Source organism: Dyadobacter sp. CECT 9275, assembly GCF_907164905.1.
In the GTDB taxonomy this organism is placed as follows: domain Bacteria; phylum Bacteroidota; class Bacteroidia; order Cytophagales; family Spirosomataceae; genus Dyadobacter; species Dyadobacter helix.
This window is the reverse complement of sequence record NZ_CAJRAF010000001.1, coordinates 617,386-633,359: the sequence shown is the minus strand read 5'-3', so window position 1 is coordinate 633,359 and position 15,974 is coordinate 617,386. Positions and strand designations below refer to the sequence as shown.

General features: G+C 45.3%; 14 protein-coding genes. 9 read left to right on the top strand and 5 right to left on the bottom strand.

Going from position 1 to position 15,974, the window contains the following annotated elements:
- The first annotated feature begins 88 nt into the window (after nucleotides 1-88).
- Both KOE27_RS02485 and KOE27_RS02480 read left to right on the top strand, forming a co-directional pair.
- Nucleotides 89-3,625, top strand: coding sequence for a SusC/RagA family TonB-linked outer membrane protein (locus KOE27_RS02485; RefSeq protein WP_215237272.1), 3,537 nt, complete (start codon nucleotides 89-91; stop codon nucleotides 3,623-3,625).
- 23 nt (nucleotides 3,626-3,648) lie between these two features.
- The gene (locus KOE27_RS02480) at nucleotides 3,649-5,397 is read left to right on the top strand and encodes a SusD/RagB family nutrient-binding outer membrane lipoprotein (RefSeq protein ID WP_215237271.1); all 1,749 of its coding nucleotides are present in this window, start codon (nucleotides 3,649-3,651) and stop codon (nucleotides 5,395-5,397) included.
- A 242-nt stretch (nucleotides 5,398-5,639) separates the two neighbouring features.
- Here the strand turns inward: KOE27_RS02480 and KOE27_RS02475 are convergent, their stop codons facing one another.
- The 3 genes from KOE27_RS02475 to KOE27_RS02465 all read right to left on the bottom strand — a co-directional run bounded on the left by KOE27_RS02475 (nucleotide 5,640) and on the right by KOE27_RS02465 (nucleotide 9,132).
- Nucleotides 5,640-6,878 (bottom strand): phospholipid carrier-dependent glycosyltransferase, encoded by a 1,239-nt coding sequence (locus KOE27_RS02475; RefSeq protein WP_215237270.1) that lies wholly within the window; start codon nucleotides 6,876-6,878, stop codon nucleotides 5,640-5,642.
- Nucleotides 6,879-7,030: 152 nt separating this feature from the next.
- The gene (locus KOE27_RS02470; RefSeq protein ID WP_215237269.1) at nucleotides 7,031-7,888 is read right to left on the bottom strand and encodes a prephenate dehydrogenase; all 858 of its coding nucleotides are present in this window, start codon (nucleotides 7,886-7,888) and stop codon (nucleotides 7,031-7,033) included.
- Between the two features lie 86 nt (nucleotides 7,889-7,974).
- A complete protein-coding gene (locus KOE27_RS02465; protein ID WP_215237268.1) occupies nucleotides 7,975-9,132 on the bottom strand; it encodes a pyridoxal phosphate-dependent aminotransferase in 1,158 nt (385 codons plus the stop codon).
- Between the two features lie 193 nt (nucleotides 9,133-9,325).
- Between KOE27_RS02465 and modA the strand changes: the two genes are divergently transcribed.
- From modA to KOE27_RS02445, 4 genes are all read left to right on the top strand, one after another.
- Nucleotides 9,326-10,078, top strand: coding sequence for a molybdate ABC transporter substrate-binding protein (gene modA, locus KOE27_RS02460; RefSeq protein WP_215237267.1), 753 nt, complete (start codon nucleotides 9,326-9,328; stop codon nucleotides 10,076-10,078).
- 6 nt (nucleotides 10,079-10,084) lie between these two features.
- The gene (gene modB / locus KOE27_RS02455; protein WP_215238343.1) at nucleotides 10,085-10,759 is read left to right on the top strand and encodes a molybdate ABC transporter permease subunit; all 675 of its coding nucleotides are present in this window, start codon (nucleotides 10,085-10,087) and stop codon (nucleotides 10,757-10,759) included.
- A complete protein-coding gene (locus tag KOE27_RS02450) occupies nucleotides 10,740-11,645 on the top strand; it encodes a sulfate/molybdate ABC transporter ATP-binding protein (RefSeq protein WP_215237266.1) in 906 nt (301 codons plus the stop codon). The genes modB and KOE27_RS02450 overlap by 20 nt, the downstream gene beginning before the upstream one ends.
- Before the next feature lie 79 nt (nucleotides 11,646-11,724).
- Nucleotides 11,725-12,402: an SGNH/GDSL hydrolase family protein gene (locus KOE27_RS02445; protein WP_215237265.1), complete on the top strand. Its 678-nt coding sequence runs from the start codon at nucleotides 11,725-11,727 to the stop codon at nucleotides 12,400-12,402.
- Nucleotides 12,403-12,489: 87 nt separating this feature from the next.
- On the opposite strand, the gene KOE27_RS02440 is transcribed toward KOE27_RS02445, so the two are convergent.
- Nucleotides 12,490-13,389 (bottom strand): nucleotidyltransferase family protein, encoded by a 900-nt coding sequence (locus tag KOE27_RS02440; RefSeq protein WP_215237264.1) that lies wholly within the window; start codon nucleotides 13,387-13,389, stop codon nucleotides 12,490-12,492.
- Nucleotides 13,390-13,547: 158 nt separating this feature from the next.
- Nucleotides 13,548-13,874: a HesB/IscA family protein gene (locus tag KOE27_RS02435; protein ID WP_215237263.1), complete on the bottom strand. Its 327-nt coding sequence runs from the start codon at nucleotides 13,872-13,874 to the stop codon at nucleotides 13,548-13,550.
- Between the two features lie 118 nt (nucleotides 13,875-13,992).
- On the opposite strand from KOE27_RS02435, the gene KOE27_RS29820 reads away from it, so the two are divergent.
- Genes KOE27_RS29820 through KOE27_RS02425 form a run of 3 tightly spaced genes read left to right on the top strand, consistent with a single transcriptional unit; the run spans nucleotide 13,993 to nucleotide 15,972 of the window.
- Entirely contained in the window at nucleotides 13,993-14,115 is a 123-nt protein-coding gene (locus KOE27_RS29820; RefSeq protein ID WP_255573645.1) for a hypothetical protein, read from the top strand.
- Nucleotides 14,116-14,155: 40 nt separating this feature from the next.
- Nucleotides 14,156-15,244, top strand: a complete 1,089-nt coding sequence (locus tag KOE27_RS02430) for a sensor histidine kinase (protein WP_229252603.1) — start codon at nucleotides 14,156-14,158, stop codon at nucleotides 15,242-15,244.
- A 5-nt stretch (nucleotides 15,245-15,249) separates the two neighbouring features.
- Nucleotides 15,250-15,972 carry a LytR/AlgR family response regulator transcription factor gene (locus tag KOE27_RS02425; protein ID WP_215237261.1) on the top strand — a complete coding sequence of 241 codons (723 nt, stop codon included), beginning with the start codon at nucleotides 15,250-15,252 and terminating at the stop codon, nucleotides 15,970-15,972.
- Nucleotides 15,973-15,974: the final 2 nt, after the last annotated feature.

Here is a 15,974-nt window from a genome sequence, read left to right as displayed (position 1 = left end):
TGAATGCCGGGACCGCGGAATTGACAAGTCCTAAATGTAATATAACCTCAAAGTGTATGATCAATTTTACTAACCTAATCCAAATTCAATGAAAACCTCTATTTTAACCACCGGGAAGAGGATATGTCTCCTGGTAAGTGTGTGGCTGCTTTGCGCAGGTACCATCGCACCCCTTGCTTTTGGAAACCGAATGGCGCCGAATGGTAAAAAAGCCATTGCCGAGCGTACCATCACCGGAAAAATCACTGCAGAAAAAGATGGCATCGGACTTCCTGGCGTCAACGTTCTTTTAAAAGGAACCACCACAGGGAGCTCTACAGACGTGAATGGTAACTTTTCCATCGTTGTAGGCGACGCACCTGGCCAGGTACTGATCGTTTCTTTTATCGGGTATCAGTCACAGGAAATACCTGTTGGCAACAGCTCGGTGATTGATGTAGTGCTGAAAGAAAGTGCTGAAACACTGAACGAAGTAGTTGTAACAGCCCTCGGTATCTCCAAATCAAAAAGAGCCCTCGGGTATGCTACCACCTCTTTTAATTCCGGTGATATTGAAGCAGCCGGAACATCCAACCCTTTGAAATCATTGGATGGAAAAACAACCGGGGTTCAGATGAACAGCCTAAACTCCTCACCTACCTCATCCGTGATGTTCAACATTCGTGGAGCAACTTCGCTGGCAGGTATCATGAAAGGAAATGACGCTAAGTCTAACATCAATAATGCAACTCAGCCACTGATCGTTTTGAACGGGGTACCTTTGATGTCCAACAGTGTGGGTACTACCGCGGGTATCGATGTAGGTAACTACATGAACTCTATCAACCCGAATGATATCGAAAGCATTTCCATCCTGAAAGGTGCCAGTGCTTCCGCTCTTTATGGTTCTTCTGCGGGTAACGGGGTAATCCTGATTACCACAAAATCAGGAGCGCAGGCTAAAAGAGGCCTTGGCATTTCAGTAAACAGTGCTGTTTCATTTGACCGTGCCTATAGCGCACCTCCGGTTCAAAGACAGTTCTTCCAGGGTGGAGAAGAAGGAGAGCCGATGACCGATGACAAAAAAGGGCTTGGCTGGGCTGTTAATGATACAAAAAACAATGTTGATCCTCTATGGAGATGGGATATCGTGAACCAGAAGTGGGAGAAGTCAATTCTGGAAGCGCGCGGTGACCAAAATCCTTTGCTTGCATTCCTGAAAACGGGCGTCATGCTGGACAACAACGTGGCTGTAACAGGAAACTACGACAAAGGAAATTACAGGGTCAACGTAGGAAATATGACCTATTCGGGTGTTATCCCAAGCAACAAAACGATTCGTACCAACGTATCCTTTGATGCCCAATACAAAGTCAATAAAAAAGTGACGATCACTTCCATGGCTTCGTATTCGCGCACGTTTGCTCCTAACCAGTCGCACATTCAGGGAAAAAGAGAAGATAACCCGCTTGCCCATGCGATGTCTATGCCGATCAACATGCCAAAAATGTCGGTATGGAAAGATGCCAACACCTGGCTGACTGACTGGACCGGTACTTACCAGAATACGCCTTACCTGAACAACCCTGGTGAAGCTCGTTTGAGCCGTGTAAACGCGCAGGGCTTTGACAAAGCTGTTGGTAAAAACGGCCCTTATTTTGCTGCCCAAAATGTAATCAGAACATTTGCCAAAGACATCGTTTTCGGAAAAATTCAGCTGGACTGGAAATTGATTGATCCGCTTAATCTGACGGTACGTACCGGTATGAACCATGAGAATTTCGCGTTCGAACGCAAAACACCATGGGGTTCAGAAAGAGCGGAAAAAGGTGGATATGAGCAGCAGAACTCCAACAACGTTTCCGTGAATACCGATGTTCTGCTTTCATTTAATAAAAACTTCCTGGATGATCAGTTGTCTCTGGACGCTTTGGGAGGTTTCTCTTACAAATTCAATGAAGCAAACAGTTCGGGCTTCGGTGGAAGCGAATTAGCTACACCCAACTCGTTCAATTATGCATCGCTGCCAGCGGCTGTAAGACAAGCTGCCTCATTTGACAGAGGATATTCTACCAGAAACTACGGTGCTTATGCCACTGCAACCCTTGGATGGAAAGGTACCCTTTACCTTGAAGTTACAGGACGTAATGACTGGGCCGGTATTCTTCCAAGTGAAAAAGCCAGCCATTTTTACCCTGGTGCATCGCTAAGCTGGATTGCAACGGAAACATTTAAAATGGGACCAGCCATCAATCTTATAAAACTGAGAGGAAGTTATTCTCAAACTGGTTATGGTATCGGGAACCCTGTTAACCTGGATAGCTATGGAATTAATGGCAATACCTGGGGTGGTGTACAGATGGGAACGATCGGTGGTACCCTTGTAGATGCCGATATCGATCCTGAGCTGAACGTAACTCAGGAAATTGGTCTTGACTTCAGAGCGCTTAACAGCAGAGTAACGGGAGAATTTACTGCTTATTCTAAAAACCACATTAACCAGATCCAGAACCTTCCGGTGGTAGGGTCATCAGGTTTCAGTTCCGTGCTGACCAACATGGGATCTGTTATTTCCAAGGGTATTGAACTTTCCTTAAGATTTGTACCTATCCGTACCAAAGACTGGGAAGTAGGTGTTGGTGGTAACCTGTCCACTTTCAATTCTAAAATTGAAAAGCTGGATTCCAGATTTGCCGAGAAGTTTTATGGTTATGCGGGTACTGCAAACTTATCACTCTTCAAAGGATCCAAAGTGGGTGACATGTATGCTCAGGCGCCCATTCCTTACATCCAAAGCGGAAAGTACAAAGGCATGATGCTGACGGGTATGAGCGGTATCATCGAGGAAGCTGTTACAACAACAGACCACATCAGAAAGTATGGTTACCTGGGTAATATGAACCCCAAGGCGATCATGGGCTTTAATGCGGATGCCAAATACAAAAATTTCAGACTGAACGTGGTTACCAGCCTGAGAGTGGGTGGTGTGTTCATTTCTGAAACACAGAAAATCATGATTGATGATGGTATGGCCGACATCAAGAAGATCTATGGCAAAGACTATGACAAATTATTTACCGGTGGTCGTTTCGCGGGTGGTCTGCCAAGCATGCCAAATCCGGATGCAACATTCACAGAAGCTGGCTTTGAGGATTACAGAGAGAAAATGCAGAGTGTAATGCCGTTGTACAATGGTGACCCAAGATATTTCGGATACTGGAATGCCGTTTACATTGACCCTAATTACGATCTGTCTAACCTGACAGCAGAGGAAAAACTGAGCCTTCCTGACGCAGCGTATATCAAAAATGGTGATGATCCTAACAAAACCATTTATCTGAATCCATACGCAATGGAAGGAAATGAATTATGGTCAGGTGCACAATTCAGAACGCACGATGCAACTTCATTCAAGATAAAGGAAATCAATCTAACCTATCAATTCGATAAGGCCTTTGTTCAGAAACTTCATTTGCAGGATCTGTCGCTCACCTTTTTCACCAAAAACGTTATGTTCTGGGCTAAAAACCGGATGAACGAGGACCCTGAAACTGCTTTCAACGATGGTGTTTCCGGTATGGGTGTGGCGCAATTTGGATTACCTCCAATGCGTACAATGGGCTTAAAGCTTGGAGTTAGCTTTTGATGAATTATAAAACAGATACGATTATGATCAAGTTAATAAAATATGTTGCCCTATGCTCGACACTGGTACTTGCTACATCCTGTGGCGACCAACTGCGGCTAGATGAAAGGGAGGCTTCCTTCAATAAAGATTACTTTACCTACTCACGGTATCAGTTGACTACGTCCATTGTAAACGTGGCGAAAAGTTATGGTCAGGCGGCAACAGATGCACCCAGAGGGCAGGCCGCATTGTACTTTATGGACTGCTACAGTGGTGACCAGATCCCCGCTTTTTACACCAAGACAGATGCAAACTGGCTGTTCCAGGATAAGAATGCCTACGCAGGTACTGGTAACGACGGAGCAGGACAGCTAAGAACGCTCGAAGCGGTTAGAAAGCTGGCCACAACGGAAGGTAACATGGCCAACGTGGCTGCGGCAGACATCCTTAAATGTGTAGTGGCGTCCTATCTTACCGAAAAATACGGAGATATCCCTTTCAGTGAGGCCGTTCAGGGAAGAACCGGGGATATTTTCCCAAAATTCGATTCCCAAAAAGAAGTTTATGAAAACATGTTTGCGATGCTGAACAATGCCGTTTCCATCCTTTCAGATGCCAACAGCAAAGGGTTACCCGCAGATCATGATGTACTGTTCAAGGGAGACAAAACAAAGTGGATTAAATTTGCCAACTCTCTCAAGTTCCGTCTGATGGTACATTCTTACGAAGCTTTCAAGAAAGCCGGTAAGGATTTGAGTGCTGACATGCAGGCCATTGCAAGCAGTAACAATTATATGTCAGCAGTGGCAGATAATGCTGGCCTTACTTTCCCAGGCACCACTGAGGCGGAATCGTGGTATACCCAAAGGAACTGGGGAACCGGAAATACCTTTACAGAGCAAAAACCAACCAAATATCTGATCGATCAGATGGTTGCTCTGGACGACCCACGTATGTACGTTATTTTTGCACCCGTTCTTTCCCCATTGTCAAGTAAGCCTGCGAAGGTAGACGAAGCGGTTAAGATCAATGGTTTTACGTACACCATTAACCATTATCCGGCCACTGCTGACGACGCTGCCGCGATGGTTGCAGCAGGAAGAGACCTGAACGGCAACGTTACGTCCGTTCCTTACGTACTGGATGCAAAATGGTTTGGAACACCCAACCCTACCAACGTTCAGGCACAATATGGCGGAACAGGGCTGACGGGAAGCAATGGTTTTTACGACAACCGCCGTCTTACCGGATTCTCCGCTTTGTTGTCCAAAACCAGCGACCCACGGCTTAAGGCTGTATTGATGGAATCGGACGAGATGGCATTCCTGCTGGCAGAGGCTCGCCAAAAAGGATGGATCTCAGCAGGTACTGTTAAAGGCTACTACGAAAACGGCATCAAGTTATCCTTCCTCAGATGGCAGATCGAAGATGGTACCAAACCTGCCACGTACATTGGCTCAGACAAAATAGTGGACAATTTTACCGCCTACTATGCGAAACCTGGTGTTGCACTGGACGGAACCACTGCTGATCTTGAAAAGATCGCCACGCAGAAATGGCTAGCCATGCTGATCACCAATCAGAACGAAGCTTACACGGACTATAAGAGAACGGGAAAACCTACTTTCATAGCTAAAATTGCTGCTTCGTTCGGTTCGTACACCTACCCTCAGCGTTACATGTATCCACTGGATGAGGCAAGTAACAACAAAGAAAATTACAATGCTGCTGTTACTGCACTGGGAGGAAAAGATATTGCATCCGCTAAGATGTGGATATTGAACTTCTAAGGATCCCTCAATAATAAAAGCAAGGAGGCCGTCCCCGATTGGGAACGGCCTCCTTGCTTTTAATTCCAGCCCTGCTGTACAGGATCCACTTGCGAGCTTCAAATAAAAGCTCCGGCATAAATTCCCGAAAGCTGATCAACCACATCTTCAGATATGAAATAAAAAAGCAGGTCCTATTTCCAGCATGATAAGATCCCCTTTTTAGTCGCTCATGTTAGAAACATGTCCGGATAACGGCATTATCAGTACATAAGGACATGAATACCTTCGGTCAGATAATAAATAATGCAGAGCACAGAGATAAAAACCATCGACAGGATACCTGCTTTATATGCAAAATAAAATCTCTCCTTCATGAAAATAAATCCTGTGTACAGGATCCAGATAATAGGGAAAAACGATTGAAGAAATAAACGGGACTGAAAACACACCCATACATTGTACTTGTATCCGGCAATGATCACCAATAAAATACTCAGGAATAAAATACTTAGCCAGGCGGCTTCTTCAAGCCCTTTTTCAAAAGACTTCCTTTCATTAGACCTAAGCTTTTTTAAGAACTCCAGAACAGAAATTGACTTAACAAATGATCCTAGTAATAGTAGCACCGAAGGGACAAGGCCCACCATATATAAGATGCTTCCTATATATTTAAATGCAGTGCGGGAACCCAGTTCAAATCCATTAAATGGTTCGCAAAACTTATACCAGAAGGTAGCATAAAATAAAACTGGATAAATACTTTCAAGAGATCTATCTCCTTCAAAGTAAGTCGGATTTAGGATCAATTGCTTTAAATTAAAATACCATATACTTCTGTCGCCATCATACATATTGGCCGGCATATAATGGAAGAAATCTAAGTTATGTACAACGAAACGGTTCTCTGCATGATAATTTTCCAGATACTTGTAGCAGCCGAGCGTGAAGACGACAAATCCAAAAAGCAGCACTCTACCTAGTATGGTCATAAAAGGCACATCTCTTTTCCAAAGTGATAATAGCACAACCAGGACCAGGGGCGGCGCAAATGCCAGAAATGTGCCTTTTGTCAATAGTCCAAGTCCCAGTAAAATGGCGACAATTACTTCGTTCAGCCTTGTGGGCGCGGAGATATATCTGTGAAGAGCATAAAAAATGGCCGTCCCAATAAAATATGCCAATGTATCATTGGAAACATATAAGGAAAAGGTAACAAAAGAATGCAGAAACAATGCTAATAAAAAAGCGACATTTCTTGTCAGGATATCAGGTAGTAAATCCTTGCAAAGCCGAAATAGTAGATATAGGTTACCACATGCAAGCAGGAGGGAAAAAATTTGTGTTATTTTCTGGCTCTGAAGAGTATCAAAATAGAAAAAAGGAAGTGCTAAAATATAATAAAGCGGAGGATGCATTGCACAAAAAACCTCTCGTGCTAATGGCAATCTGCCTTTTTGCAAAATAAAATTTATTACTTCTCCGTGCGCATCGACCCCCAAACCGGGAAGTGTAAAATAAAGAAATATCCTTAACAGAATACCGGCATACAATAGATATATCAGAAAAACATCCTTACTAAAACTGTCAACAATTCGCTGGAACATAAAAAAGAAAATACTCTCCCCGGTTAAAAATTTAGAATATTTGAATACTATTTTTTTTCAATTCCGGCCAGGATCCTGCCAATGTCATTGGCCCTGCTCATAAAGCCGAGGCTTGTTTCGGTATCACTCTGATCAATGGCATCTTTGAATTTCTTCAGTAATTCAATATAATCGCCAAGCGCTTTGGAAACATTGGTTTTATTCTGATCAAAAATGGGAGCCCACATCTGGGGGGAACTTTTAGCCAAACGGACCGTAGACGAAAACCCTGTACTTGCCATATCAAAGATCGCTCTTTCATCCTGTTCTTTATCCAGCACGGTAAGCCCGAGTGCAAACGAACTGATATGGCTCAAGTGCGAAACATAGGCCAGATGGAGGTCATGCTCAACGGGGTTCATGTAATGAATTTTCATACCACAATCCCGCAAAAAGGTTTCAACCAGCATCAACGCATCCGGTGAACTCTTCTCCTTGTCGCAGATAATGACATTTTTATCAGGTAAAAGCTCTTTAAAGGCCGCACCGGGCCCGGAATTTTCGGTACCAGCCATAGGATGGACAGCCACAAACTGCGCCCTTTTGGGATGCTGGTCGGCGAGACTGCAGATAAGTTCTTTGGTAGACCCCAGGTCCATAATCGTTCTTCCCTCCGGTAACTGGTCCAGCATAAGCGGTAAAAGCCTGGTAATAGCATCCACCGGCGTAGCCAGTACATTCAGTTCAGAAATCTGCAAAGCTTCTTCCAGGGAAACGATTTCATCCACAATCCCTTTAGCCAGGGCAATTTTCTGGTTGACGGTGGAAGTATCCACACCGACAAATTTTAAATGAGGGTATTTTTCACGCAGGCCTAAAGCAAATGAGCCGCCCAAAAGACCAATACCGATTATACTAATAATCATAAACTTAGCATTAAATCAACAACAAATGTAAAACCCAGGCCTTCCTCCCTCTCCTCCGTTTTCTCCCCCTCCCTCCCTTTCAGCCACTATCCTTTAATCCGCTTCACCGCTTCCCATATCCGTTCTTTAGGCATACACAGTGACAAGCGGATATACCTTTGTCCTTTGGGGCCGAAAATAAAACCCGGTGCAATAAATACGTATTTTTCCAACAGTAAAGAATTCACCAGTTGCTCCGCAGATTCCACAGAATCCGGCAGTTTACCCCAAAGAAACATACCCTCCTGCCTGGAATCCCAGGTACAGTTTAGGGCGGACAGAAAAGCCTCTGCCGCATCCAAACGGCCCTGATATACCGCGTTCCGGGAATCATGCCACGCCTGATCATTCTGCAAGGCAGCCACCGCCGCCTCTTGCATAGCCCAGAACATCCCTGAATCCACATTACTCTTAATGGTGAGCACGGCATCAATGTAGGGCTTTGCGGCCGCCACCCAGCCCAGCCGCCAACCAGCCATATTATGTGACTTGCTCATGGAATTCAGTTCAATGGCTACCTCCCGGGCACCCGGAACTGAAAGCAGACTGATGGGTTTTTTCTTATTCAGTACCAGACTGTAAGGATTATCATGGCACAATAATATTTTATGTTTTTGCGCAAAAGCGACGGCCTGTTCAAACAACGCGATGGTAGCGGGTGCTCCCGTTGGCATATGCGGATAGTTGAGCCACATGATCTTGGTCCGTGCAGACACCAGGCCTTCCATAACTTCCCAGTCGGGCTGCCAGCCATGCTCTTCTCTTAAAGGGTACTCCTGAACAACCGCTCCCACCATCTGGCTCACGGCACGGTAGGCCGGATAACCCAGTTCGGGCACGAGTACTTCATCGCCAGGATCCAGAAATGTGAGCGATATATGTGTAATGCCCTCCTTAGAACCAATGAGAGGCAGGATTTCGGTAAGAGGATCGAGCTTTACACCATAGGTCTGATAATAGAAAGAGGCAATCGCGTTGCGATAAGCAGGTGTTCCCACATAGGGCTGATAACCGTGGGCCTGAGGTTTCAGGGCTGCATTTGCTAATGCCTGGATCGTTTGTTCCGAGGGCATCATATCCGGATTTCCTATGCCGAGATTAATCACATCATGACCTTCGGCAAGCAGTTTGCGCACCTCAGCCAGCTTTACCGAAAAGTAATATTCGGAAGTTTGGCGGGTTCTTAGCGCAGTTTCTATTATCATTGATTTTTAAATAAATTTATCACCGTTTAAGGTGTTCAAAAATGGGGCGCAATTTACTACTTTTAACCGCAACGGTCGCAACCAAATAAGTAAATAGCATTAAAGTTTATCCTTAAAATCAGCATGGAACATCAATGCCAAATTCTGTGGACCGTTCCAGCCTTGTAAAAGCAAATTAGAGTAACTTAGCAAAATGAAGATAACAACCTTTCTGTTTTCCATTCTGATACTCCTCGGAAGCTGTTCCAAACCATCCGAGAAACTCATTATCGCCACGGCAGCGAGTGTCCAGTATGTGATGAAGGATATCAAAGCAGCATTTGAAAAAAAGTACGGAAAACAAGCTGAAATCATCACCGGCTCTTCCGGAAAGCTCACCGCACAAATCCGCGAAGGGGCACCTTTTGATGTTTTCGTTTCAGCGGATACCAGATACCCTCAGGAAATTTACGGCAACGGCGGATCCGACGAAAAACCCAGAGTTTACGCCACAGGAACCTTGGTATTATGGAGCAAGCGTATCCCTGCCGAACAGCTCAATGTACAGCTGCTGACCAGTGACAAGGTAAAAAAAATTGCAATTCCGAATCCCAGAAATGCTCCTTATGGTGAAGCCGCTGAACAGGTTTTAAAAAAACTGAATCTTTATACCGAACTGAAAGGCAAGCTTGTGTTTGGAGAAAGCATTGCTCAAACGGCCCAGTACATCACATCGGGATCCGTGGAAGCTGGTTTTAATGCGCTATCAATTGTATTATCCCCCGAAATGAAAGAAAAAGGGAGCTACGTTATCCTGGATTCCACACTCTATGCACCCATTAGCCAGTCGGCCATTTTGCTGAAGCACAGCGACAGTTCTCCAAAAAAGGAAACCAGTCGCCAGTTTTATGATTTTCTCTATTCGGCAGAAGCAAAAGCCATTTTTAAACGATACGGTTATAAATAATCAATGATGGACTGGCAACCGCTTTGGCTTACTTTTAAGCTGGCAAGTATCACCTCGGTCATCCTGCTGCTGCTTGCAATGCCCGTGGCCTACTGGCTGGCATTCGGTAAATTTAAAGGACGGGGTATCCTTGAAGCGCTGATCGGCATGCCGCTCGTACTTCCGCCTTCGGTCATTGGGTTTTATTTGTTACTGGCTTTCAGCCCCTCCTACTGGTTTGGCAGCTGGGTGGAAAAAATAATAGGTATCCGCCTTGTATTTTCATTTCCCGGGCTCGTGATTGCGTCCGTTATTTACAGCCTTCCTTTTATGATCTACCCCATTCGCGCTGGCCTTCAGGCCTTGCCTGCCTCACTGAGGGAGGCTTCCTATACCTTGGGAAAAAGCGAATGGGAAACATTTATCAGGATACTGCTTCCCAACTGCAAGCCAGCCATATTAACCGCTTTCGTACTCACGTTTGCGCATACCGTTGGGGAATTTGGAGTGGTACTGATGATCGGCGGCAATATTCCGGGGGTTACCAAAGTTGCCTCGGTTGCCATTTACAATGAAGTGGAAGCGCTGAATTATCCCGCAGCAAACCAGTATGCACTGGTACTGTTTGTGATTACCTTTACGATTCTGCTTTTGGTATATTCTGTCAATAACCGCCTGCTCCGTGTCAGACCGTCCGCTTGAAATCCATATCCGGCATGCATTGCTGGGCGCCGGTGGCAAAATGCCTATGGACCTATCGCTCCGTGTTGACAAAGGGGCAATCCTTGCATTGACGGGCCCTTCCGGTGTAGGGAAAACCACCCTGCTTAAACAGATTGCCGGCCTGATCCAACCCGAAACCGGTAAAATCACATTCGGAAAAAACGTTTGGTTTGATTCCTCCGCCCAAATCAATATCCCCGCACAGCAACGAAAAACAGGCTTTGTATTTCAGGATTATGCCCTTTTTCCGCATCTGACGGTACAAAACAATCTGCTGTTTGCCTTGCCCAAAGGCAATGATAACAAGATTGTCGGGGAAATTCTGGAAAGTATTGATCTGTCAACACTGGCGGATCGAAAGCCCAGCCAGCTTTCCGGCGGGCAGCAGCAGCGGGTGGCCATTGCAAGGGCGCTTGTCAGCAAGCCAGACCTGCTCCTCCTGGACGAGCCAATGTCAGCTCTGGATACGGGTTTCAGAAAAACCGTGCAGGATATCCTGGCCGACTTCCATCGGAAATATCAGTTCACGATGATCATGGTGACGCATAATATCGGGGATATCTTCCGTATCGCCGATCAGGTAGCAGTGATGGATCAGGGAAGGATCACCAGATGTGGCACCCCAAAGGAAGTATACCTCAATGAAAATACGGAGGAGGAGGAAGGCCTTATCCTCTATGGAGAAGTGGTATCCTGCTCGATCCTTCAGGATCATGTGCTGGTGAGCGCCATGATACAGGATAAAATCCGAGCCTTAAAGCTTCCTCTGCACATGCAGAAACAACTGCAACCCGGTATTGCATTTGCTTTACCCTATACCGCCCTGCCCGGCCAGATCCGGATCATCACACCGGGTACCGAATAAATCGTACTCTGGTGCCTATCCGAAGGGTAACTTTTCGAATACATCGTCTTTTTAGCTAAATCCTATTTCAAATTTTCTCATGCGAAACGTTTTCAAATTTTTCCAGATTGCCCTGCTGTCCCTTCCATTGCTGGCCATGCGCCAGGACAAGCCCCTGCGTGTCATCTTTTTCGGAGATTCTATTACACAGGCCGGTGTCGGCCCTACAGGCTACATCACTCAAGTGGGTGAAATGCTGAAAACAAAAGGACAAGCCGGCCAGTTTGAATTAATCGGTGCAGGTATAGGCGGCAATAAAGTATATGATCTTTACCTCAGACTGGAAGATGATGTTTTATCCAAGAAACCCGACGTTGTCTTTATTTATATAGGCATCAATGACGTTTGGCATAAAGCGTCGTCTGGTACCGGGACAGATCTGGACAAGTATGTGAAATTCTATGAAGCGATCATCAGGAAACTGAAGGCGCAGAACATCAGAGTCATTCTGTGTACGCCCACGGTTATTGGTGAAAGAAACGACAACTCTAACCAGCAGGACGGAGATCTGAACCAGTATGCCAAAACAATCCGTGATATTGCCGCCAGGAACAGTTTACAGCTGTGTGATCTGAGGAAATATTTCGCGGATTACCTTGTACAAAACAATCCTGAAAACAAGGAAAAAGGTATCCTGACATCGGACCGTGTGCACCTTACAGAGTTCGGGAATAAATTCCTGGCAGAAAAAATGCTGGACGCCTTACTTCAGAAGTAGTAGGGATCCATTACATTAAATGTAAAAGAGGTGCCTCATTTTCAAGATGGGGCACCTCTTTTTATTGGATACAATCCTACGATTTCACTATTCCCAAAGTTTATCCGGATAATCTCCGGACGCATGCAGTGCGGATAACGCTGCTTGTACTGTGGGTTTATCCTCCGGATAAGTAACACCAAACCAGTCCGAAGCGCTGCGGAAAACCCGGCAGTCACCCAGCCCGCTTTTGATAATATGTGTCATTACGGTAGGGATATAAAACTCCGCTTTGGGAGTATGGATATTGTTTCTGGCATAGGCCTGAAACAAGTCATTGGTAATTGGAAACATAGATGGTTTGAAGCCCCAGAAGTTCATGGAAACCGGTGTTTCCGGTGCAAGTTCTGTAAGCCCGGCTTCTTCTTCAAAATAAATTGCGCCGTCTTTCTCAAAAATTTTGGTACGCTCCACAACAGATTCCAGGTTATGGTCCGCTCTTTCAACACATACTCCGCGGGATACCGTTCCGTTTTCGGATAAGGTACGTTTCAGCTCATACCCGATCATGGCGTGCTGCCTGTCGTCCGTATCATTTTGTAAGAATTCGGACATCGTCGCAAACGCATCGCGTCCATAAAAATCGTCCGCATTAATGACCGCAAAAGGCGTCTTCGTTTGCTCCCAGGCGCAAAGTGTGGCATGCCCGGTACCCCATGGCTTCACGCGGTCCACGGTACCAAGGTCCGCTGGTACATAAGACTGCACACCCTGAATTGCAAAATCGTAATCTATTTTACCTTTAAGTATTGGTGCAAAAAGCGCCTCGGCACTTTCTTTTATTTCCTGGCGCACAATGAACACCACTTTCCCGAAACCACTCCGGATGGCATCGTATAGAGAATAGTCGATGATCGTCTCACCATTTGGGCCGAACTGGTCAAGCTGTTTGATTCCACCGTACCGACTGCCAATGCCGGCAGCTAAAATTAAAAGAGTTGGTTTCATTAATGAATTTAATTTATGAAAATACCGCTCACCGGATCAAGTGTGTAACAATCCGGATTAGGATATGATGACAAATTAAATCGATTCTGTCCTATAAACGAAACGCGCTGTGAAATTCACAGCGCGTTTCGTTTAAATAAATATTTTTAAAATGTCACTTACACGGCAAAACTTTCTCCGCATCCGCAGGTACGTGTTGCATTTGGATTAATAAACTGGAATCCTTTTCCATTGAGACCATCCGAAAATTCAAGGACCGTACCGGCCAGATACAGCAAACTTTTTTTATCCACAATGATCTTTACGCCTTTGTCTTCAAAAATCATATCGCTCGGCTTACTTTCCGAATTAAATTCAAGATTATAGGTAAGCCCCGAACATCCTCCACCCAACACACCTACACGGATCTGATAGTCGTCCTGAAAGCCATCTGCTTTGCGTAATTCAACGATCTTGTTTTTTGCGGTTTCACTTACAGTTACCATAATCTTTTAATTTTATTTCAGCAATGAGTTAACATTTGAATGAAACGAGAAAGTTCAGCAAAGTTAAAAAAGGATCGGCTAAACTTTCCAATTATACCTTCATTATCTGGAAAATCACATGATTACGACCCTGCATTATCCGGACACTCCGAAACAGGCTCAATGGGGCACGCTGGCAATGCCTCGGTATTTTGTCGACAATAACCTGCTTTATGTCGATTTTGACACTGCGGTTAAATGACTAAAACAGAAACCGGTATCTTTGTAAAATGCAGTTAAACTTGAGCACTCTCCTTAACACCCGATCCAGACGAATACTCCTTCATATCGGCTTCTGGCTGATTGTCTGGGCGGTAATGACTCTCATTTACGGACAAGGTATGCCCGATCTGGCGATCTCCGCCAAAATTATGCTGCTGTTTCTTCCGATCCATCTGTTCTATTACTATTCGATTGTCAACATAGGTATTTACCGGTTTATCAACAGGCGTAAGTACTGGTCGTTCGCTTTTTTTCTGGTCGGCTGTCTGCTCCTGTCCGCATTGGCTTTCCGGTTAACCGAAATCCTGATCGCGGACCCCTGGATCCTGCGGGAAATGCAAAAACAGCGGCCGGACTTTCAGTGGCACAAACTGGACGGCAGCTTTTATGAACAGTTAAAAAAACCCTTTTACATCATCAATGCTATAGAACAGAGCAATCTGATCGTGTGGGTAGCGCTTTCTGTCAAGTTTTTCATGATGTGGTTTGAAAAAAGGCAGGCAGCCGCCGAAGCCGAGCTCAATTTTCTGAAAGGCCAGCTTCATCCTCATTTTCTTTTTAATACCCTCAATAATCTGTACGGCCTCACGCTCAGCCAATCGCCCAAGTCTCCCGAGGTAGTTATCGGCCTTTCCGGAATTTTAAGGTATATGCTCTATGAAGCAAACACGGCTTACGTGGATCTGACCAAAGATGTCGAAATGATCAAAAGTTATATTGCCCTCGAAAAAATAAGATACGAGGAACGGCTTGAAATCAATTTCAGTATCAACGGGCTGCATTCCGGTTACCGGATTGCTCCGCTGCTGCTGCTTCCCCTGGTTGAAAATGCCTTCAAACATGGCGCAGGAGAAAAAGTTGGTGATGCCTGGATCAATATGGACCTGAGGATCAAGGACGACAAACTAAAATTTAAGGTATCAAACAGCAAGCCGGAACACCGGGTAATTACCGACAAGGAAAGGCAGGGATCCAGTATCGGGTTAACCAATATCAGAAAGCGGCTTGATATTCTTTATCCTTCGGCACACAAGTTGCGGATTATTGAGGAGGAAGAAATGTTCCTGGCCGTCCTGGAAATCAGACTCAACCTGCTTACAACTATCTGAATATTATGAAATTAAAGGCTATTCTGGTGGACGACGAACCTCACGCCATTGAGGTACTGGACAATTATCTTCATCATTTTTCAGAGATCGAGATCATCGCCCGATGCCGCGACGCGCTTCAGGCATTTCAGGTGTTGCAGCAGAACCGTATTGACCTGATGTTTCTGGATATCAAAATGCCGGGCCTGAAGGGTACCGATTTGCTGAGGAGCCTCAAAACTCCACCCAAGGTAATTTTCACCACGGCCTATCATGATTATGCCGTGGAGGGATTTGATCTCAACGCTGTAGACTACCTGGTCAAACCCATTCCCTTCGACAGGTTTCTGAAAGCGATGGACAAGATATTCAACGCTTTTGATACCCAATCAAGCCAGATGACCTTTGCAGAAAAGCCTCCGGCTGCCGAGAAGGAAATTTTTTTATACCTGAAAGTAGACCGTAAAATGGTGAAAGTCAATGTACGGGAGATTCTTTGGGTCGAGAGCCTACGCGACTACATCAAAGTGGTGATGCCGGACAAAGTACTGATTTCCAAACAAAAAATAAGTTTGCTTGAAGAACTCCTGCCCGAAGACGATTTCATGAGAATTCACCGGTCTTTCATTGTTTCATGTGACAAAATCGAAAGCTTCCATCCGCATAAGGTGGAAATTTCGGGCACGGAGGTACCCATTGGGCGTAACTATCGGGCGGAGTGCCAGCGACGTTTCAAGACCGTTTATTAATC

Coding starts and splice junctions, on each gene's coding strand:
- KOE27_RS02485 (WP_215237272.1), top strand. CDS start 89: ATGAAAACCTCTATTTTAACCACCGGGAAGAGGATATGTCTCCTGGTA.
- KOE27_RS02480 (WP_215237271.1), top strand. CDS start 3,649: ATGATCAAGTTAATAAAATATGTTGCCCTATGCTCGACACTGGTACTT.
- KOE27_RS02470 (WP_215237269.1), bottom strand. CDS start 7,888: ATGATTATTAGTATAATCGGTATTGGTCTTTTGGGCGGCTCATTTGCT.
- KOE27_RS02465 (WP_215237268.1), bottom strand. CDS start 9,132: ATGATAATAGAAACTGCGCTAAGAACCCGCCAAACTTCCGAATATTAC.
- modA (WP_215237267.1), top strand. CDS start 9,326: ATGAAGATAACAACCTTTCTGTTTTCCATTCTGATACTCCTCGGAAGC.
- modB (WP_215238343.1), top strand. CDS start 10,085: ATGGACTGGCAACCGCTTTGGCTTACTTTTAAGCTGGCAAGTATCACC.
- KOE27_RS02445 (WP_215237265.1), top strand. CDS start 11,725: ATGCGAAACGTTTTCAAATTTTTCCAGATTGCCCTGCTGTCCCTTCCA.
- KOE27_RS02440 (WP_215237264.1), bottom strand. CDS start 13,389: ATGAAACCAACTCTTTTAATTTTAGCTGCCGGCATTGGCAGTCGGTAC.
- KOE27_RS02435 (WP_215237263.1), bottom strand. CDS start 13,874: ATGGTAACTGTAAGTGAAACCGCAAAAAACAAGATCGTTGAATTACGC.
- KOE27_RS29820 (WP_255573645.1), top strand. CDS start 13,993: ATGATTACGACCCTGCATTATCCGGACACTCCGAAACAGGCTCAATGG.
- KOE27_RS02425 (WP_215237261.1), top strand. CDS start 15,250: ATGAAATTAAAGGCTATTCTGGTGGACGACGAACCTCACGCCATTGAG.